Raw genomic sequence first — 19,193 nt, 5'->3', positions numbered from 1 at the left:
TTGCGCATTTTTATGTTCCAAACAACTTAGACCATGAATTTGAAAATTACCCGCACATTTTTTGCGTTTGCTTGTATCGTAATGATTTCGGAATGGGGCTTGTCCCAAAACGGAGAAACGGAGATTACCGGTACGGTAGTGGAAACAGGAAGTAAACAACCGGTGGCATTTGCCACGGTACTTATAGGGGAAAAGGCTACTCAAAAAGGAATTACCGGCACCACTACTTTAGATGATGGTAGTTTTAGTATAAAAACAGATGCTCAGGATTTTTTCGTAGAAATTAGTTTTATCGGCTTCGAGAAGAAGCGTTTTGATAATCTCGTGCCCGCCAACGGAAAAATTGAGCTGGGTGTGGTTCAGTTAAATCAAGACGCCCAACAACTTTCCGAAGTGGTAGTGGAGGGCGAGGTTTCTAGAACACAGTTTAAGTTGGATAAACGTGTATTCAATGTAGGTAAGGATATTAGTAGTACCGGGGCAAGTGCTTTAGAAGTGCTGAATAACGTGCCTTCTGTAAACGTAAACATAGAAGGCCAAATTAGCTTGCGCGGTAGCCAAGGTGTGCAAGTTTTAATTAACGGTAAACCTTCAATTCTTACGGGAGAAGGGGGGAATGCCTTGGGTACGATTACTTCGGATATGATAGAAAGGGTAGAGGTCATTACCAACCCATCCGCAAAATATGATGCAGAGGGTACATCCGGAATTATCAACATCGTCATAAAGAAAGAAGAACGCGAGGGGCTTAATGGCTCTATTAGCTTAAATACAGGTTCGCCGGACAATCATAGTTTTGGATTAAGTCTCAATCGCCGCACGGAACGTTTTAATTTGTTCAGTCAGTTGGGTGCAGGATATAGGGAGTTACCTAACGATGTAGAGAATATTAACCGGAATTTGGTTGACGGTACAGCTATTTCTTCAGTAGGTGAGGAGTTTAGAAACGAGGAGTTTTATAATGTTATCCTTGGTACGGATTATTACATTAACGAGAATAATGTAGTAACGCTTTCGGGGAATTTTGCCTATGAAATAGAGGACCAGCCATCCAATACAAATTTTAAGTCATTTGATGCCGGCAACCAATTGGTCTCCGAATGGGAACGTACAGAAACCACCGAAGCTACCAACCCTAAGTATCAATATGAACTTCAATATAAGAGCGATTTTAAGGATCATGAAGATCATGACCTTTTATTCAGTGCTTTGGGTAATTTTTTCGGAAAAGACCAGTCTTCGGATTTTGAAGATGTTACTATTTCTGGAGAGGATAATGATGCCTTGCAGCGCACACGTACCGAGTTTAAGGAGGCCGAGTATACTTTTAAGTTAGATTACACCCGTCCGTTCAGTGAAGAATGGACTATGGAAGCGGGTGGTCAATATGTTATGAACGATGTTAGCAATGATTATGAAGTAGATGATTTTGTGAACGGAGATTACCAATCCAATCCTGATTTGACCAACGTTTTTGAGTATGATCAAAAGGTGTTGGCAGCGTACGGAACTGCTGCATATGAGGGTGGAAAATGGGGTGTTAAAGCTGGTGTTAGGGCAGAGCAGACCAACCTGAATACATTATTGAAAAACACCAACGAAAGAAACGAACAGAATTATACCAACCTTTTTCCAAGTGCACATACTTCTTACAAGTTTAACGATAAGATTTCTATGCAGGCGGGATACTCAAGAAGGGTGTATAGACCAGGCCTGTGGGATTTGAACCCTTTCTTTAATATCAGGAACAATTTTAATATCCGGCAAGGTAACCCGGATCTGCAACCGGAATTTACAGATTCGTATGAAGTGACCAGTATATATGTTTTAGGAAAAGCCTCGTTGAATTTTAGCATATACCATCGCTACACTACAGAGGTGATCGAGAGCATTTTTACTTTTGAAGATGACGTAAAAATAAGTAAACCGGAGAACATAGGGACCAATAAAGCCACAGGTCTTGAGTTCAATGGAAAGTATAGTCCGGCTAAATGGTTTACCGTTACTACAGACTTAAACTATAACAAGTTTGTTAGGGACGGCAGTCTGGGTACTCAGGTGTTTGATTTTGATGCGGATAGGTGGTCCGCTAAGCTTATGACCAAAATTAAACTGCCTGCAGATATTGATTTTGAGACAACGGGCAATTATCAAAGTAGTTATGAAACAGTGCAGGGAAAGACCAGCGAAAACGTATTCTTGGACCTTGGAGCGCGTAAGAAAATTTTAAAGGGTAAGGGAGTCGTAAATTTAGGCATCAGGGATTTATTTGCTTCACGTATAGAAGAGTCCGAAACTTTTCAGGAAACTTTTTCAAGTTATAACCGGAGACAAAGAGGCAGGTTTATTACATTTGGCTTTAGCTATGGCTTTGGTAAAGGAGAGGCCATGGAATATTCTGGAAGACGAAGATAAATCAACTAACTACTTTTAAAAATGGGAAGAAAAACTGAAGAAAAAATGCGTACCTATCACAGATACCTAGGCTTTTTCCTAGCGGGTATAATGGCCATGTATGCAATTAGCGGTATTGTGTTAATTTATAGAAATACCGATTTTCTTAAGAAAGAAGTAGCTGTTGAGAAGACCATAAAGCCAAATATAAAGGCCAATGAAGTAGGTAAGGCTCTAAAAATAAAGCATTTTAAACTTCAAAAAGAAGAAGGTAATATGGTTCATTTTGAAGGAGGTACGTACGATAGTAAAACCGGAGTGGCCAATTATACCGAAAAAAAATTACCCTTCGTTTTAGACAAGATGACCAAAATACACAAGGCAACTTCTAGCCAGCCTTTGTATTTTCTAAATATCTTCTTTGGGGCTGCGTTACTGTTTTTTGTGGTATCCGCTTTTTGGATGTTTCGCCCTAGCGCACCTATATTTAAGAAGGGCATTTACTTTGCTCTTGGCGGTCTGGTGCTTACCCTTATTTTGCTCTTTGTTTAATCAAGAATCCAGGAGTCCAATTTTAATGGCGTGTTTGGTGAGCCCGGCTAAATTTTTCACTTCTAATTTAGAAATGAGATTTTTGCGGTAGCTCTCTATGGTGTGTTTGCTCAGAAATAGTTCGTCCGCAATTTCTTGAGTGGTATATTCATTGGCAATGAGTTTTAGTACTTCTTTTTCACGGTCCGTAAGGTGAACCTCCTCCTGTTTTTTGTTTTCGAACATAGCATCCGTGTATGCGCGTTTAATTTCTTGAGAGAAATACTTTTCGCCCTTTACAATGGTTCGCATAGCGGTCAGGAGCTCATCTTTTTCGGCGTTTTTTGGAACATAACCGTCTACATTGTTTTGGATGAGTTTCTCGATCATACCACCATCAATATGCATACTTACGATCAATGTCTTTAAGGTGGGGTACTTTTCTTTAACGGTACGGTTAAGTTCAATACCGTCCATTTCGGGCATGCTGAGGTCGGTAATCAAAAGATGAAGGTCTTTTGTACCGTTAATATCCAGATATTTGATGACCTGTGCCCCGTTTTTGGTCGTTGTTGAAACCGAGAATTCCGGAGCGTCGTTCAATATGCTTAGTAGTCCGTCTATGAACATTTTATGATCATCGGCAATGATGAGGTTATATTTCATGAGATGAGTTTTTTAAGGGGATTTCTATAGAGATTACGCTACCCCTATTTTTAGAAGCGTCTATATGGAGCGAACCGTTCAGTTCCTTGATTCTACTGCGAATATTTTGAAACCCTATTCCTTCTTTTATTTCGGAAGCTTCAAATCCTTTTCCGTTGTCTTCAAAAAGTAAGGATAGCTCTGCGTTAAGTAAGTTTAAGTGTATATCTACGGTACTGGCCTGGGCATGTTTTAACGTATTGGTCATTAACTCCTGAATGACCTTATAGAGCTCCATTTGAATTTTTTCGTCCAATCCGTTTACATCAACCTCCGGGTGTGGATGAAAACCTATTTTTAATTTTCCGCTTCTTGAAATTGATGCAATGTACTCTCTGATTAAATCCGAGAAAGCGTGTTGTTTAAATTTCTTGGGAATAAGGGTGTGTGATATATCTCTTACCAGTTGATAGGTCTCGTCTAATTGACCGTTTATTTCTTTCCATTTGCTGGACTCCGATGTCATTGTAGATACCTGAAGCTTAATTCCTGCAAGATTTCCGCCAATACTATCGTGTAGCTCTTGGGCAATTCTTTTTCGTTCTTCATCTTGCCCTTCCATTGAAGCTTTGATCAGGTCCAGTTCTTGTTTTTGTTTTAAGGACGCTACTTTCTGAAGATTTATTTCTTCTTGTTTTTTAGAAAGTTCGCTTTGGGTCTGAATTTTTTGGTAATACACATACAGCAAAGCTATTATGGGAATCAATATAATCAGGAAGCCAATTAGAAAGGCATTTTTAATGGTTTTCTGTCGTTCCAGTTCCGCGTTCTTCGCTATTTGTTCCTCCTCTAAAGAAGAAATAGCCTTTTCCTTTTCTAGGGTTTCGTATTGTATCTCCAGTTCTTTAATAATTTCCCGCTGTTGCTTGCTGTTGATTTGGCCGTTGACACCAAACAGTTGGGTCATTACGGCATAGGCATTTTTGTAGTCCTCCAATTTGGCAAAACTTCTGGCCTGTATTACTAGAGCTTCTTTTTGGAATTGTAAGTTCTCGCGGTCAATAGCGTTTATATAGGCAAAACTTAAGGCTATGTTGGCCATTTCATATTTTTCTTCTTTATAGCAGAGCTTGGCCAAACGTAACGAGCCTTCAAAGTAGATGGCGGTAAATCCGTTTGTCAAGGCCTGGTTTCGGATGGATTCATAGTCCTGAAATGCCTTTTCATAATTTTCCTGAGCTTCCGCTAATTTGGCGAGTTCTAACTTTACGGTCAGTTCCTTTTCAAAATTTTTAAAATCCGTGGCCACGCGCAGGGCTTCATCAAACTGAGTTTTGGCCAATTCAAATTCCCCTTTTACCAAGTGTGCGTTACCCATATAGATAATTGCTTGCATGGTCAGGTCCGGAAACGTAGTGCCAAAATCTAAAATGGCTTTGGTGAGTACCTCAAGGGCTTTGTCACTTTCTGATTTTAGAATATAATTATGGGCAAGACCTATTTTGTTCTTGTACTGAAGCTCATCTGAATTGCCGGCTTCTGCGTCTTGTAGGCCTTTAATATGCCATTCTATAGATTTGTCCAATAGACCGTTAAAATGACTACCTATGCCCAGAAAGTAATGGGCTTTGGCATAATGCAACTGTTTGTTGGTTTCCGGTTTGTCCCAGTTGCCCAATTCCTTTACATAGAGGTTGCCATAATGTAGGATAGAATCTGTATTTCCTTTTTGGATGTGTAATTCTGCTAGTTGTTCAAATACGGAGAACCTTTGACTCCCGAAATCAGCATTTTTTAAAGCTTTGTAGTAGGGTTCTAATGATGCCTCCTTGTTATTTGGAATAGTGGAAAACGTAATGCGCTGTTGCGTATTTACATTGGTAGAATCTACACTGTGTTTTTGGGCGTAGAGGTTTGGTGTACCACATAAAAGTAGTAGGCCTAATAGGTTTAAAAGGCTTAGGGCTTTTATGGTGTGAAATTTACGTTTTGTTTTCAGTGGTATGGTTTTATCCTGGTAGGTTAATCCGTTTTAAATCGTTTCCTTCCAATTCAACAACTTTTTTCTCTATATATTTTATGAGGTCAGGGCAATTGGTTTGGTAATCATCGCAAATTACGGTTTTTGATTTTCCGTTGGAGGTCAGGGTAACAATAAGTTGACTGTTACATGAAGTTTCTGAACCGTAATGGGGCTTTAGGTCCCAAAAGCCTTTTGCCTCTATTTTCTTGAAAAAACCTAAGGTTTGCAGCGTATCTAAAAAGCTTTGGCTGTTTTTATTATAGGTAGCGGTTTCAAAATTGGACGAAATTCCCGGAATGTGGGAAATTTTATTTTTTACGATTTTGAACGAATCAAAATGAAACGCACCCCTTTGGACCAACAAAGAATAATGATTGGTATGCTCCAAGTTGGAAAGCTGGTCTCTTTTTTGGGATTTATTGTTGCAATAGATAGCTACGGATAGACAAACGAAAAGCAATTTTGGATAAATGTATTTCATTGTTCAGGTTCTTGGTTGATACAAATTTCGTGGTTTGTACTTCAGAGAACTATACCCGTAACAGTGAAATAATACCCCCTGAAAACGGGGGTATGTAAATTTTAAACTTTGCTTACCTCTATTTCTTTAAGAATGGATGTGATAATTATTTTAGCATGTATCCTTGAATTTTCTATGAACCATTTATGAGTTTCCATGCCACCACAGATTACACCGGCCAAATAAATTCCGGATACATTGGTTTCCATAGTTTCAGGGTCATATTGAGGCAATTTCTTATCATCGTCAGAGAGTGCAATTCCCATCTGGGTCAAGAAATTAAAATTGGGCATATAGCCGGTTAAAGCTAGAACAAAGTCATTATCTAGGGTTATGGCGCCTTCTGGGGTATCAATAACAATTTCATTCTGGCGCACTTCTTTTAGCGTAGAATTGTAATACGCTTTTATGCTACCTTCTTCTATGCGGTTTATAATATCCGGTCTAACCCAATATTTTACCCGAGGCCCTACTTCATCTCCTCTTATCACCAAAGTTACTTCAGCACCTTTTCGCCAGCACTCCAAAGCAGCGTCAATAGCAGAATTACTGGCACCTACAACGGCCAGTTTTTGACTGGCGTAAAAATGTGGATCGTCATAGTAATGTGCTATTTTAGGAAGGTCCTCGCCAGGTATATTAAGCTTGTTGGGTAAATCATAAAAACCTGTGGCCACGATTACCTTGTCCGCGGTATAGCTATTCTTGCTAGATGCTATTGAAAAACCATTTTTAGTCTTTTCAACCTTATCTACCTTTTCAAAAAGCTTAATATTAAGATCGTTAGAAGTAACGATTCTCCTGTAGTATTCCAGGGCTTCGTTACGTTTGGGTTTAGCTTCGGTGCTTATAAAAGGAATGTTGTCTATTTCCAATTTTTCCGAAGAAGAAAAGAACTGCATGTTCTGCGGATAATTAAAAAGGGAATTTACAATAGGCCCCTTTTCCAAAATAACATAGCTCAATCCTCTTTTCTTGGCTTCAAGTCCGCATGCAATTCCTATAGGTCCTCCTCCTATAATTACAACTCGAAAATGCTCCATCTATCGGTAGATTTTTTAAGTTCTTGAATTGTTTTTATTGGGTCTTCGGTCTTAAAAATAAAGCTGCCCGCAACTAAAATATCGGCACCGGCCTTGATTAGGGCTTTGGCATTTTTAGAATTTACCCCGCCATCAACCTCTATTAAGGTAGAAGCATCGGACTCTTTTATCAATTCTTTAAGGTTGTAAACTTTCTCGTAAGTATTCTCAATAAAGCTTTGTCCGCCAAAACCAGGGTTTACACTCATGATAAGGGCAATGTCTATATCCTTGATAACATTTTTGAGCAGGTTAACATTGGTATGTGGGTTTAAGGCAACTCCGGCTTTCATGCCCTCGGCCTTGATGGCCTGTATAGTTCTGTGTAAATGTGTGCAGGCTTCATAATGAACGGTTAGATGTGTGGCACCCAACTCTGCAAAAGTTTTGATATAACGGTCAGGGTCAACAATCATTAAATGCACATCCAATGGTTTTGTAGCGTGCTCGGCAATAGTTTTAACCACAGGCATACCGTACGATATATTAGGTACAAAAACACCATCCATTACATCAATATGGTGCCAATCTGCATCACTATTGTTAACCATTTCTATATCACGCTGCAAGTTGCCAAAGTCGGCAGCCAAAAGGGATGGTGCAATTTTTGTTTTGCTCATTTTGTGTCAGTTAAATACAATTTATACAAAAGTAATGAATTGTGATTGTACGGGGTAACGCATATAGGCAAAAGACGTCTACTTATAAGAATAGCGGCTAATGGTTTTGTAAGTAGAGATCAATTTCATTAATGAACTCCTGTTTTTTCTGATCGGACAACCAACTAGCTTTAAATCCGTTTTTTGCCAGTTCCGCGATTTGAGATTTAGAAAGGTTTAAGGCATTGGCTACACCCCAGAAATTTTCGTTCATATATCCGCCAAAATAGGCTGGGTCATCTGAGTGGATGGTAACCAAGAGGTTGTGCTCCATCATTGTAAGCAGCGGATATTCCTTTAAATCTTGAATTACTTTAAGTTCCAAATTTGATAGAGGACAAAGGGTAAGGGGCATTTGTTCTTGGGCCAACCTCTGTAATAGCTTAGGGTCGTCCAGACAGCGATTGCCGTGGTCAATACGTGTAACCTTAAGCAAATCCAGTGCTTCCCAAATATATTCGGATGGACCTTCTTCACCTGCATGGGCAACGGTTAAAAATCCTTCTTCAAGTGCCTTTTGAAAGACGTTTTTGAATTTTGAAGGCGGATTGCCTACTTCAGAGGAATCTAGTCCAACCGCTACAATTTTGTCTTTATGGGGTAAAGCTTGTTCTAGAGTTTTAAAGGCCGATGCTTCATCTAGATGCCTTAAAAAACTCATAATTAACTTAAAGCTGATGCCCAGTTTTTCTTGACCATCTTCTAGAGCACTGTAAATACCATTTAAAACGTAGTCAAAAGGAACATTACGATCAGTATGGGTCTGAGGGTCAAAAAATATTTCTACGTGCTTAACATTTTGCTCATGAACTTTTGTTAAATAGGCCCAAGTAAGATCGTAAAAATCTTCTTCCTTAAGCAATACCGATGCTCCTGCATAGTAGATATCCAAGAACTCTTGCAGGTTGTTGAAACTATATGCTTTTTTAACTTCATCTACGTTGGCATATTTGATCTTAACGTTGTTTCTCTTTGCAATCTTAAACATGAGCTCCGGCTCAAAAGTACCCTCAATATGTAAGTGTAATTCTGTTTTGGGTAGACCTGAGATAAAGTTGTAAAGGACAGAATTTTTCATAGAGCGGTTATGTTTTTATATAGAAACGAGCGGTTACCACCAATTTAAGCGTTTTTTTATAAAAATATAGGCTTTTAACAAGGTCTATTGGGGAATTATGTTTCGGTTCCCCAATGAATGTTGGTTTTACAGTAAGTGTTTCAACCCTTCATAAACTGCAATACCCACGGCATTGGCCAAATTTAGACTACGTACATGGTTGCTATAAAGGGGAATTTTATAGATATCATTTTCATACAAGGAGAGTAGGGAAGAGGGCAAACCTACCGACTCTTTGCCAAAAACAAGAAACTGCCCGTCTTCAAAAGGTATAGACCAATGATTTTCCGCACCATGACTTGAAAATAGTGCCAAATTTTTGTTGCCGTGTTCGGATAAAAAATCTTCAAGACTTTCGTAAATACATAAATCTAAATGTTGCCAATAGTCAAGACCGGCCCGTTTTACACGTTTGTCATCCAATTCAAATCCAAAAGGTTTTACAAGATGAAGTGTAGAGCCCGTTGCCAGCGCAAGTCTGCCAATATTTCCGGTATTGTTGGGTATTTCTGGTTCTACAAGAACAATGTTGAATGGCATAATCTAATCTATTTGTGAAAAGATTTCAAATATAGCTGTTCTACCTTGGTTCTTGCCCATGGTGTACGCCTTAAAAATTTAAGCGAAGATTTGATGGTAGGATTACTTTTAAAACAATTAATATTTATACGGTCTGCCAATTCTTCCCAAGTGTACTTTTCAGTCAACTGTTCCAAAATGTCCACTAATTTTACACCGTGTAACGGGTTGTTAGGTTGGGTGTTGGGTGTTTTTTTGTCAGATTCCATAGTAAAGTGTTGCGTGCGTTATTTTAAATGAACCCTTTAAATATAGGGGTTTTAAAAGATTTTGAGGGTCTGTTATAAATGAAAAAACTCCGGTAATCAGCCGGAGTTTATTCATCAATCAAAAAACGAACAGTCATGATAAACTGTTGTCAGTATTAAAATTACAATATATATGCCAAATTTCCAATTTAAGGATTATTTAACGTGTAATTTTAGGGCTATTAGCCCAAATACGTTTTAAGGATTTTACTTCTAGAAGTGTGTTTTAATCTTCTAATAGCCTTTTCCTTAATCTGGCGAACTCTTTCTCTTGTAAGGTCAAAAGTCTCACCAATTTCTTCAAGGGTCATGGAGTGCTGTCCAGCCAGACCAAAGTACAAACGGATTACGTCTGCTTCTCTAGGTGTCAAGGTTTCCAATGCGCGCTCAATCTCGGTACGCAAAGATTCATGCAACAACTCTTTGTCCGGGTTTGGAGATTCTCCACTACGAAGTACATCATAAAGGTTAGAATCTTCACCATCGATCAATGGAGCATCCATAGATACATGACGACCGGAGTTCTTAAGTGATTGCTTTACATCCTCAACCGTCATATCCAGTTCTTTTGCAATTTCCTCAGGAGAAGGCATACGTTCGTGTGCTTGCTCAAGAAAGGCAAAAGTCTTATTGATTTTATTGATCGAACCAATTTTGTTCAATGGCAAACGTACAATACGAGATTGTTCTGCCAAAGCTTGTAATATAGATTGACGAATCCACCACACGGCATAAGAAATAAACTTAAATCCTCTTGTTTCGTCAAAACGTTGTGCGGCCTTAATAAGGCCAAGGTTACCCTCGTTAATTAAATCGGGTAAAGTAAGTCCCTGGTTTTGGTACTGCTTGGCTACCGATACAACGAATCGAAGATTGGCCTTTGTGAGTTTTTCAAGAGCGACCTGATCGCCTGCCTTGATGCGTTGTGCCAATTCTACTTCTTCATCTGCTGTAATCAAGTCTACTTTGCCTATTTCTTGCAAGTACTTGTCCAAAGATGCGGTCTCCCTATTGGTGACCTGTTTTGTAATTTTAAGCTGTCTCATGTAAATAAATTAGGTTCAGTTTGCATAGACTGCATATACTTATACGTAAAAAAGCCAGAAATGTTACAAACGGGCTAAAAAAACTTCATTTTTTAGATGAGTCGCATAAAAAAGCCTCAACTTAACAAGTTGAGGCTTAAAATGCGTGTTAAACTTTAGAAGTCTTAGTCTCTTCTAGGTTTACGGTCACGGTTATCTCTACCGCCACCTCGTCTATCATCTCTACCACGGCCACGATCTTTATCATTACGTGGTGGTCTTTCTACAAAACCTTCTGGCTTAGGTAATAATGCTTTTCTAGAAACTTTTTCCTTACGGGTTCTAGGATCTATACCAAAGTATTTTACATCAAAAACATCGCCCATGTTCACAACATCGGAAACGTTTTCAGTTCTTTCCCATGCCAGCTCGGATACGTGTAACAATACTTCGTTGCCTGGGGCATCAACATATTCTACAACAGCACCAAAATCTAGCATTTTGATAACTTTTACCTCGTAAGCACTACCTACTTCCGGTTTGAACATCAACGAATCGATTTTTGCTAATACAGCATCAATACCGTTTTGATCCGTACCCAAAATTTCAACAATACCTTCTTCGGTAACAGGGTCTTCATTGATAACAATGGTAGTATCCGTCTCTTTCTGAAGTTCCTGAATTACTTTTCCACCAGGTCCGATAAGGGCACCAATGAATTCGTTAGGAATAGTACGTGTAACCATTTTTGGAGAATGAGGCTTCACATCTGCATTTGGTGCAGCTATTGTGTCCGTCAATTTTCCAAGAATATGTAAACGGCCGTCTCTTGCTTGTTTCAAGGCATTTACCAAGATTTCGTAAGAAAGACCTTTTACTTTAATATCCATTTGGCAAGCGGTAATACCATCGGCAGTACCGGTTACTTTAAAGTCCATATCGCCTAAGTGATCTTCATCACCTAAAATATCCGATAATACAGCGTACTTTCCAGATTCAGTATCCGTAATTAGTCCCATGGCAATACCTGAAACCGGTTTTTTTAGTTGAACACCGGCATCCATTAAAGCCATTGTACCGGAACAAACGGTAGCCATAGAAGAAGAACCGTTAGATTCCAATACTTCTGATACTACACGAACCGTATAAGGGCAATCTGCAGGAATCATTCCTTTTAATGCACGTTGTGCCAAGTTACCGTGCCCTACTTCTCTACGAGAGGTACCACGTATAGGTCTTGCCTCACCTGTTGAAAAAGGAGGGAAGTTATAATGTAAATAGAAATTCTCCTCACCTTCGTAAGATGGCATATCTATTTTATTCGAATCTCTAGATGTACCTAATGTTACGGTAGCCAATGCTTGAGTTTCCCCACGTGTAAATATGGCAGAACCGTGAGTAGATGGTAAGTAATCTACCTCACACCAGATAGGTCTGATTTCATCTGTCTTACGACCGTCTAAACGTAAACCTTCATTTAAGGTAAGGTCACGAACGGCAGCTTTTTCAGCTTTGTTGTAGTATTTAGAAATCATACCACCAAAATCGGCTTGTTCTTCTTCGGAGAAAGAAGCTACGATTTCTTCTTTTATTTCGGAGAAGGCAGCGCTTCTTTCATGTTTGGCAGAACCTGCTTTGGCAACGGCGTATACCTTGTCATATGCCATGTTATGAATTTTCTTGGCCAGATCTTCATCTTCTCTTTCTGGCTCATATTCACGTACATCTTTCTTTCCGAAAGCTTCGGCCAACCTTAATTGAGCTGCACATTGAACCTTAATGGCTTCGTGTGCAAATTTGATGGCTTCGGTCATTTCTTCTTCAGAAATTTCGTCCATCTCACCTTCAACCATCATAACAGAATCAGCAGAAGCACCGATCATCATATCAATGTCAGATTCATCTAGTTGAGCTCTGGTTGGGTTTATAACGAATTCACCGTTTACACGGGCAACTCTTGCTTCCGAGATAGCGCATTCAAACGGAAAATCCGATAATTGAATTGCCGCAGATGCAGCCAAACCGGCCATTGCATCTGGCATTACCTCATCATCATGAGACATTAATTGAATCATCACCTGAGTTTCAGAATGATAATCTTTTGGGAAAAGTGGACGTAAAACACGATCCACCAAACGCATTGTCAATACTTCACCATCACTAGGTCTTGCTTCTCTTTTGAAGAAACCACCTGGGTAACGTCCCGCAGCTGCAAATTTTTCGCGGTAATCTACCGTTAACGGAAGGAAGTCAACATCACTTTGTTTGTAGTTGGAAACAACAGTACACAATAGCATACATTTTCCTGATTGAACAACAACAGAACCGTGGGCCTGTTTTGCCAATTTTCCGGTTTCGATAGAAATTTCCCTACCGTCACCAAGGTCTATGACCTCTTTAAATACTTTTGGAATCATAAATTTTAATTAAATACGCCAGCCGGCGAATTGTTAAACAATGGTCTTATCGGCGTGTTATGGCCGAAGTTGTTGTGTTGTGTTGACCAATGAAAAACTGGGTGCAGCTTTTTGTAAAAAATCCTAATACTTAGGATGACTAATATATATAAAAAAGGGCTGAAATTTTCAGCCCTTTGTAAATACTTATTTTCTAATACCTAATTCTTTGATAAGCTCACGATACTTTACAATATCATTCTTTATCATATAATCTAGTAGGCTTCTTCTCTTACCTACGAGCTTTACCAATGAACGCTCTGTGTTAAAGTCTTTGTGGTTTTTCTTTAAGTGACCAGTTAGGTGATTGATACGGTGTGTAAACAATGCAATCTGACCTTCAGTAGAACCTGTGTTCTCTGCGCTACCGCCGTATTTCTTAAAGATTTCGGCTTTTACTTCTTTTGTTAAATACATTCCAATATTATTTTAAATGATTTTTATGTATATGACTGATTTTCAATCAAGCGGCAAATATACAATTATTATTGATAATATTTAAGAGAAGGTGCAATATGTTCTTTAAAAAGCACAACCGGTAGGAAGCGGTTCTACTTTTTCTAATTCTTTGGCAAATTCACTATCTAATTCAGCTTTCATAAATCCGTTTTCTACAGATCCTTTTTGAACTTCAGATGCGTAGCCCAGAGAGTTCATATGCACCCGAACATAGACTTGAGTATCTTCTGCCAGAGGTATGCTTGCTCCTGAACGAGAGAAAGGTTGTTCGTCTACATGACTGTGGGTTAAAATTCTGCGGTAAATAAGGTTTCCTTTTAAATCGATAACCTCCCACCAATCTGCATATTGGTCACAACCAGTGTCAGGGCTAATTACGGTTGTGTTAAAAGTATAGGCATTTTCTTCACCAGAAACTTCAATTTCAATTACTCCCGCGGTATCAAATAAAATGCCTGCCGCGTCAGATTCTGCGGCAAGCACTTTTTCTTTATCTGTTGAACAACATAAAAACCAAAATGAAACTAGTGTGTAAACTAAAGGTTTCATGCGGAGGCTTTTTCCTTTCTAATAGGGTTGTTCTGAATTAAATCTATATACAGGTTGATTTTCTTTTTTAAATCCCTTCTATGTGAGATGAAATCTAGAAAGCCATGTTCTTTTACGAACTCTGCAGTCTGGAAACCGTCAGGAAGATCTTTTCCTGTAGCTTCTTTTACAACTCTAGGACCGGCAAAACCAATTAAAGCGCCAGGTTCGGAGATGTTTATGTCTCCTAGCATGGCATAAGATGCTGTTGTACCTCCCGTAGTTGGGTCCGTACAAAGTGATATATAAGGAAGTTTGGCTTCTGCCAATTGCGCCAATTTAGCCGATGTTTTGGCCAATTGCATTAAAGATAGGGCTGCTTCCATCATACGGGCACCACCGGATTTTGAGATCATTACAAAAGGGACCTTTCTTTTTATGGCATAATCTATACCTCGTGCAATTTTCTCACCTACCACACTACCCATAGAACCTCCAATAAAGTTAAAGTCCATACAGCAAATTACAACATCCTTGCCTAAGGATTTACCAAAACCGGTTCTAACGGCATCGTTAAGTCCGGTTTTTTTCTGGGCTGCCTTTAAACGTTCAGAATATTTTTTGGTATCCTCAAACTTTAAAGGGTCTTTAGATGTTAATTTGGCATCCAGTTCCCTGAACTTGTTATCATCAAAAAGTATTTCAAAATACTCTTTACTGCCTATACGAACGTGATAATCGTCTTCAGGACTTACGTAAAAATTTTTGGCAAGTACTTCTGATTCAACAATTTTTCCCGTAGGAGATTTGTACCACAGCCCTTTTGGGGTGTCTTTTTTCTCTTCGGTAGCTGTCTGTATTCCCTTTTCCTTTCTTCTGAACCAAGCCGTCATATCTTCCATAATTAGTTTTGGGGATGCAATTTACTATAAGGTGTTTACATTGTTTAAGTCTTCAAAAGCCTTTTTTAGTCGCTCTACAAAAGATTTTTCACCTTCACGTAACCAAACTCTTGGGTCGTAAAACTTTTTATTTGGCTCGTCAGCTCCTTTTGGGTTACCAATTTGTGATTGAAGATAATCTTTATTGTCTTGAACGTAATCACGTACACCTGCTAAAAATGCATACTGTAAATCAGTATCAATATTCATTTTAATTACGCCGTAGCTAATACCTTCTCTAATTTCTTCAACGGTAGAACCTGAACCTCCGTGAAAAACAAAATCAATATGATTGTGTTCTACTCCATATTTTTCAGAAATGTATTCTTGAGAGTTTTTAAGAATTTTTGGAGTCAGTTTTACGTTACCTGGCTTGTAAACACCGTGAACGTTTCCAAAAGCTGCTGCAATGGTAAACTTTGGGCTTACTTTTGATAGCTCTTCATAAGCATAAGCTACTTCTTCTGGTTGTGTATATAATTTAGAATCATCAACATCTGAATTGTCAACACCATCTTCTTCACCACCTGTAATACCAAGTTCTATTTCTAACGTCATGTTCATTTTGCTCATGCGTTCTAGGTATCCTTTACAGATTTCAATATTCTCTTCAAGAGGTTCTTCTGAAAGGTCTATCATGTGTGAGCTGAAAAGAGACTTACCGGTTTCGGCAAAATGCTTTTCACTGGCATCTAAAAGTCCGTCTATCCAAGGCAACAATTTCTTTGCACAGTGGTCTGTGTGAAGAATTACGGTAGCGCCATAGGCTTCGGCCAATTGATGTACGTGTTTTGCTCCTGCTACAGCACCAAGAATAGCTGCTTTTTGGCCGTCATTGGATAAGCCTTTACCTGCGTTAAACTGGGCACCTCCGTTTGAAAATTGAATGATTACGGGAGCATTTAAGGTTGCTGCTGTTTCTAGAACACCGTTAATCGTGTCAGAACCAATAACGTTTACTGCTGGAAGGGCAAACCCTTTTTCTTTGGCATAGTTAAAGATTGCTTGTACTTCGTCACCTGTTGCGACACCTGGTTTTATACTGTGAGCCATAATGTTTCTAGTCTATGTTATTTGTAAAAAATGAATAGGACAAATGTAATAAAATAAATAGGTCTAAAAAGATTGGTGTTTATAAGTTTCTGAATTTTACGCCGTAAAATTGTTATAAATTAAAGGGGCTATAACCATTGTTTACGCGAAATCTTACCGAGATACGTTCATTTTCTATTGAAGTACATACCGCATTGGTCTGCTCCTTTAGAAAGGATAGTTAATTCCAATTTGCAGTACGGAATTGGCTATATTGTAATCTCTGAACCATCTTTTTGAGATTACTTCCGCAGGATTATAGGTTTTAAATCCTAAGTCTGCACGTAATACAAAATAGGTAAAGTCATAACGAAGGCCAAAACCTGTGCCCAAGGCAATATCTTCTAATGATTTTAGACTGGTAAATGTGGCTTCGGGGTCTTCTACGTTGTCAAAAACATTCCAAATATTACCGGCATCCGCAAAAAGTGCTCCTTTAAGATTACCAAAAAGAGGAAATCTATATTCTAGATTAAGGCCAATTTTTAGGTTTGCCTCGTTAAAATCGTTAATTGCATCCGTACGGCCCGGCCCAAGGGAATACGGAGACCAAGCCCTAATATCATTGGCACCTCCTGCAAAGTAACTCCGTACAAACGGAATGTTGTTGGAGTTGCCATACGGAATGGCAATACCAAAAAAGCTGCGGAATGCTAAAACGTTGGTCCTAGAAGTGGCCCAATATTTTACATAATCGAATTCCGTTTTTATATATTGACTATAAGGAACGCCAAATACTAGTTGGTCCTCATTATCATTTTCGTTAAACGGAATTATATTTGAAAGTAAGGATAGGGCATTGCCGGCACTTTCTAGTTTAAAACGAAACTGAAAGAAGTTGTTGTCCGTCAGGCCTTTTCTGTTGTTTAGGTTAAAACTGTAATTACTGGCAAAAATAAGGTTGTTCTCAGTAAGGCGTTGTCTTCTTTCTTCAATACGGCTTACGGTTTGGAATTCATCCGTAGTAGTTGGTACATCTCCGTTAAGAACTGCTTCTGTAAACTCTGTAGTTCCGGAGGGGATACGTAGGCGTGGATTATCCGAGTTCTCTGAAGTTTCAAAATATCGGGTTAGTTCAGGGTAGTCTACCGCATCGTTATAGCTGTCAAAACTATCTGCAACATCATCAAGTTGGTTATATGAATTGCCGTAAACGTTGAAAAAACGGTCTGGGTTAACGTTTCTAACGAACTGTATGTTCAAGAGTTCAACATCATGTTTTATAAAATCCGAGGGAACCCAATTGTATCCTAATACGGTATTGAAAGCCTGCTTATCCAGACCTATATTTTTTTGAAAGCTTGTACCTATGGAAATACGTGTTCGGGGCAGGGTGTAACTGGGTATAATTTTATTAGTGTTGATAAAAGGTAGCCAGATTCTAGGGATATCCAGTGTTAGGTCTGCACCAAATTCTTGTATGTTAAAAAACCTACTATCAATAATGCTGGGGTCGTTTGAGGAGCCAATACTTAATCTGCCTGCTAAATTTAGGTTTTCGGCTCCGCCAAAAAGGTTTCGTGCCTGTAACGAGGGGCTTAGAGCCAATCCTACCTGCTGAATGTTGGATCTTGTAACTTCAAATGATGTTCCCAATGAGTATTTGGGGCGTGCCGCTAGATAGATGTTGGCATCTAATGTTGCGGAACTGTCTGTTGGGGTAGACGTTATAGTAGGGTACTTAAAAACACCTAGGTTGGTAATCTGTCTGTAGGTACGTGTACGGTCTATATCTTTATAAATACTGTCTTTTTCAAAAAATACGGCATTGGCCAAGGTCTTAGGTTTAAATCTTAGCTTGTTCCTGTAAAATATGGTGTAGTCTCCGTAGCGTATAAATTTCTGTTCGCTGTCGCGTTCGTCATATAGAAAATCCGTATAAATATTGATTTTATCAAACTTATAAACCTTATACTCGGCACTGGTTACCGCGCTGTCTCCTCGTCTTTTAAAATTGTCAATGTTGAGCTCAATGTTCATTTTTTGGTCATTGGCCAACTTGGTGGTATCTGTGGCTATATCATAGGAAATAGAGCTTTCTTGAAAATTATAGATACCGGAATTTCTAAAAATTGTACTTAAACGTTCTCTCTCATTGGCAAATTTAGAGAGGTCAAATTGGTCTCCATCCTTTACGAACGCATCGTCTTTGTTCAGCAGGTAGATAGAATCTATGGCTTTTGATTCTATTTTTCTTGATATGGAATCGATAATAAATGGCTCTCCTAAATCAATTTTGTAGGATACGGAAGCTCTTCTTTTTTCTACTAGACTATCAATTTCAAAGCGCGTATTGTTGTTAAAATAGCCTTTACTACCATAATAAGCGCTTAATCTTTCTAAGGTGCGTTTTGTTTTTGTGGTGTCCAGTATAGCGGGAGACTCGCCTACTTTTTTAAGCCATTCGCTAAGTCCGCTCACTAGAAAAGATTCCCCAAGGCGGTCAACTTGTTTTTTTGATAGAATGTTGTTTAGCCGTCGTTCTCTTTTTTCGTTTTTATCCAGCCAGGCCTGATATGAAGAATCCGGGTTCTTTTTTGCTAAATTATAAAGGTTAAGGCGTAGCGGGTAGCCAAGAAGGGTGGTGTTGGGCTCTTGAATGATAAGACTTTCAATATCCTCATCTTTTACTTCTACACTATCTGCAAAGATTGTATTTTTTTTGAGCAAGAATTCATCTTCGTCAACCCGTTTTAACGTGTTACAAGAGTTGATTATCAGAACTACAAATAATAGGCTTATTTTAGCAGCGGTATTAGTAAAGCGTAACATTTTGCCCATAGAGACCAAAAATACATTGATTTCATTTAAACTTTTTTATTTGAAGCTGAAAATATAAGTTTTTCTAAGGGATGAGTCATTTTAGGCAGTCTTGAGAACTTATTTTTCTAGTA

17 protein-coding genes are annotated in these 19,193 nt (G+C 38.8%); 2 read left to right on the top strand and 15 right to left on the bottom strand.

Annotated features, from left to right (window positions below):
• Nucleotides 1–33 precede the first annotated feature (33 nt).
• Complete coding sequence (locus KO513_RS00275) at nt 34–2,415, top strand: outer membrane beta-barrel family protein (RefSeq protein WP_252735625.1); 2,382 nt, start codon at nt 34–36, stop codon at nt 2,413–2,415.
• Between the two features lie 21 nt (nt 2,416–2,436).
• Complete coding sequence (locus KO513_RS00270) at nt 2,437–2,946, top strand: PepSY domain-containing protein (RefSeq protein WP_215441266.1); 510 nt, start codon at nt 2,437–2,439, stop codon at nt 2,944–2,946.
• On the opposite strand, the gene KO513_RS00265 is transcribed toward KO513_RS00270, so the two are convergent.
• The 15 genes from KO513_RS00265 to tamL form a co-directional block, all read right to left on the bottom strand.
• Complete coding sequence (locus tag KO513_RS00265; RefSeq protein ID WP_215911795.1) at nt 2,947–3,591, bottom strand: response regulator; 645 nt, start codon at nt 3,589–3,591, stop codon at nt 2,947–2,949.
• Nucleotides 3,581–5,248 carry a tetratricopeptide repeat-containing sensor histidine kinase gene (locus KO513_RS00260; protein WP_252735624.1) on the bottom strand — a complete coding sequence of 556 codons (1,668 nt, stop codon included), beginning with the start codon at nt 5,246–5,248 and terminating at the stop codon, nt 3,581–3,583. The genes KO513_RS00265 and KO513_RS00260 overlap by 11 nt, the downstream gene beginning before the upstream one ends.
• A 331-nt stretch (nt 5,249–5,579) precedes the next feature.
• Complete coding sequence (locus KO513_RS00255) at nt 5,580–6,074, bottom strand: hypothetical protein (protein WP_215441270.1); 495 nt, start codon at nt 6,072–6,074, stop codon at nt 5,580–5,582.
• 101 nt (nt 6,075–6,175) lie between these two features.
• Nucleotides 6,176–7,156: a YpdA family putative bacillithiol disulfide reductase gene (locus KO513_RS00250; protein WP_215911794.1), complete on the bottom strand. Its 981-nt coding sequence runs from the start codon at nt 7,154–7,156 to the stop codon at nt 6,176–6,178.
• Nucleotides 7,135–7,815, bottom strand: a complete 681-nt coding sequence (gene rpe / locus KO513_RS00245; RefSeq protein WP_215441274.1) for a ribulose-phosphate 3-epimerase — start codon at nt 7,813–7,815, stop codon at nt 7,135–7,137. The genes KO513_RS00250 and rpe overlap by 22 nt, the downstream gene beginning before the upstream one ends.
• A gap of 97 nt (nt 7,816–7,912) precedes the next feature.
• Nucleotides 7,913–8,932, bottom strand: a complete 1,020-nt coding sequence (locus KO513_RS00240; RefSeq protein WP_215911793.1) for an adenosine deaminase — start codon at nt 8,930–8,932, stop codon at nt 7,913–7,915.
• Nucleotides 8,933–9,058: 126 nt separating this feature from the next.
• Nucleotides 9,059–9,511 carry a tRNA (cytidine(34)-2'-O)-methyltransferase gene (locus tag KO513_RS00235; protein ID WP_215441278.1) on the bottom strand — a complete coding sequence of 151 codons (453 nt, stop codon included), beginning with the start codon at nt 9,509–9,511 and terminating at the stop codon, nt 9,059–9,061.
• An 8-nt stretch (nt 9,512–9,519) separates the two neighbouring features.
• Nucleotides 9,520–9,759 (bottom strand): VF530 family DNA-binding protein, encoded by a 240-nt coding sequence (locus KO513_RS00230; protein WP_215441280.1) that lies wholly within the window; start codon nt 9,757–9,759, stop codon nt 9,520–9,522.
• Nucleotides 9,760–9,980: 221 nt separating this feature from the next.
• Nucleotides 9,981–10,844 (bottom strand): sigma-70 family RNA polymerase sigma factor, encoded by an 864-nt coding sequence (locus KO513_RS00225; protein WP_215441282.1) that lies wholly within the window; start codon nt 10,842–10,844, stop codon nt 9,981–9,983.
• A gap of 164 nt (nt 10,845–11,008) precedes the next feature.
• Complete coding sequence (locus KO513_RS00220) at nt 11,009–13,240, bottom strand: polyribonucleotide nucleotidyltransferase (protein WP_215911792.1); 2,232 nt, start codon at nt 13,238–13,240, stop codon at nt 11,009–11,011.
• Nucleotides 13,241–13,426: 186 nt separating this feature from the next.
• On the bottom strand, nt 13,427–13,696 hold the full coding sequence (rpsO, locus tag KO513_RS00215; RefSeq protein WP_215441286.1) for a 30S ribosomal protein S15: 270 nt from the start codon (nt 13,694–13,696) through the stop codon (nt 13,427–13,429).
• 105 nt (nt 13,697–13,801) lie between these two features.
• Complete coding sequence (locus tag KO513_RS00210; protein ID WP_215911791.1) at nt 13,802–14,287, bottom strand: hypothetical protein; 486 nt, start codon at nt 14,285–14,287, stop codon at nt 13,802–13,804.
• Nucleotides 14,284–15,159, bottom strand: a complete 876-nt coding sequence (gene accD / locus KO513_RS00205) for an acetyl-CoA carboxylase, carboxyltransferase subunit beta (RefSeq protein ID WP_215441341.1) — start codon at nt 15,157–15,159, stop codon at nt 14,284–14,286. The genes KO513_RS00210 and accD overlap by 4 nt, the downstream gene beginning before the upstream one ends.
• Nucleotides 15,160–15,192: 33 nt before the next feature.
• Complete coding sequence (gene fbaA, locus KO513_RS00200; protein ID WP_215911790.1) at nt 15,193–16,260, bottom strand: class II fructose-bisphosphate aldolase; 1,068 nt, start codon at nt 16,258–16,260, stop codon at nt 15,193–15,195.
• Between the two features lie 207 nt (nt 16,261–16,467).
• Nucleotides 16,468–19,080, bottom strand: a complete 2,613-nt coding sequence (tamL, locus tag KO513_RS00195; RefSeq protein ID WP_252735623.1) for a translocation and assembly module lipoprotein TamL — start codon at nt 19,078–19,080, stop codon at nt 16,468–16,470.
• Nucleotides 19,081–19,193: the final 113 nt, after the last annotated feature.

This window comes from Zobellia sp. B3R18 (assembly GCF_018860715.1).
GTDB lineage: Bacteria > Bacteroidota > Bacteroidia > Flavobacteriales > Flavobacteriaceae > Zobellia > Zobellia russellii.
Note: the sequence above shows the minus strand (reverse complement) of the source record. Positions and strands in the feature narration are given on the sequence as shown.

Bases quoted from the DNA above. Each gene is read 5' to 3' on its own strand.
- KO513_RS00275 (WP_252735625.1), top strand. From the start codon at position 34: ATGAATTTGAAAATTACCCGCACATTTTTTGCGTTTGCTTGTATCGTA.
- KO513_RS00270 (WP_215441266.1), top strand. From the start codon at position 2,437: ATGGGAAGAAAAACTGAAGAAAAAATGCGTACCTATCACAGATACCTA.
- KO513_RS00265 (WP_215911795.1), bottom strand. From the start codon at position 3,591: ATGAAATATAACCTCATCATTGCCGATGATCATAAAATGTTCATAGAC.
- KO513_RS00255 (WP_215441270.1), bottom strand. From the start codon at position 6,074: ATGAAATACATTTATCCAAAATTGCTTTTCGTTTGTCTATCCGTAGCT.
- KO513_RS00250 (WP_215911794.1), bottom strand. From the start codon at position 7,156: ATGGAGCATTTTCGAGTTGTAATTATAGGAGGAGGACCTATAGGAATT.
- rpe (WP_215441274.1), bottom strand. From the start codon at position 7,815: ATGAGCAAAACAAAAATTGCACCATCCCTTTTGGCTGCCGACTTTGGC.
- KO513_RS00240 (WP_215911793.1), bottom strand. From the start codon at position 8,932: ATGAAAAATTCTGTCCTTTACAACTTTATCTCAGGTCTACCCAAAACA.
- KO513_RS00235 (WP_215441278.1), bottom strand. From the start codon at position 9,511: ATGCCATTCAACATTGTTCTTGTAGAACCAGAAATACCCAACAATACC.
- KO513_RS00230 (WP_215441280.1), bottom strand. From the start codon at position 9,759: ATGGAATCTGACAAAAAAACACCCAACACCCAACCTAACAACCCGTTA.
- KO513_RS00225 (WP_215441282.1), bottom strand. From the start codon at position 10,844: ATGAGACAGCTTAAAATTACAAAACAGGTCACCAATAGGGAGACCGCA.
- KO513_RS00220 (WP_215911792.1), bottom strand. From the start codon at position 13,240: ATGATTCCAAAAGTATTTAAAGAGGTCATAGACCTTGGTGACGGTAGG.
- rpsO (WP_215441286.1), bottom strand. From the start codon at position 13,696: ATGTATTTAACAAAAGAAGTAAAAGCCGAAATCTTTAAGAAATACGGC.
- KO513_RS00210 (WP_215911791.1), bottom strand. From the start codon at position 14,287: ATGAAACCTTTAGTTTACACACTAGTTTCATTTTGGTTTTTATGTTGT.
- accD (WP_215441341.1), bottom strand. From the start codon at position 15,159: ATGACGGCTTGGTTCAGAAGAAAGGAAAAGGGAATACAGACAGCTACC.
- fbaA (WP_215911790.1), bottom strand. From the start codon at position 16,260: ATGGCTCACAGTATAAAACCAGGTGTCGCAACAGGTGACGAAGTACAA.
- tamL (WP_252735623.1), bottom strand. From the start codon at position 19,080: ATGGGCAAAATGTTACGCTTTACTAATACCGCTGCTAAAATAAGCCTA.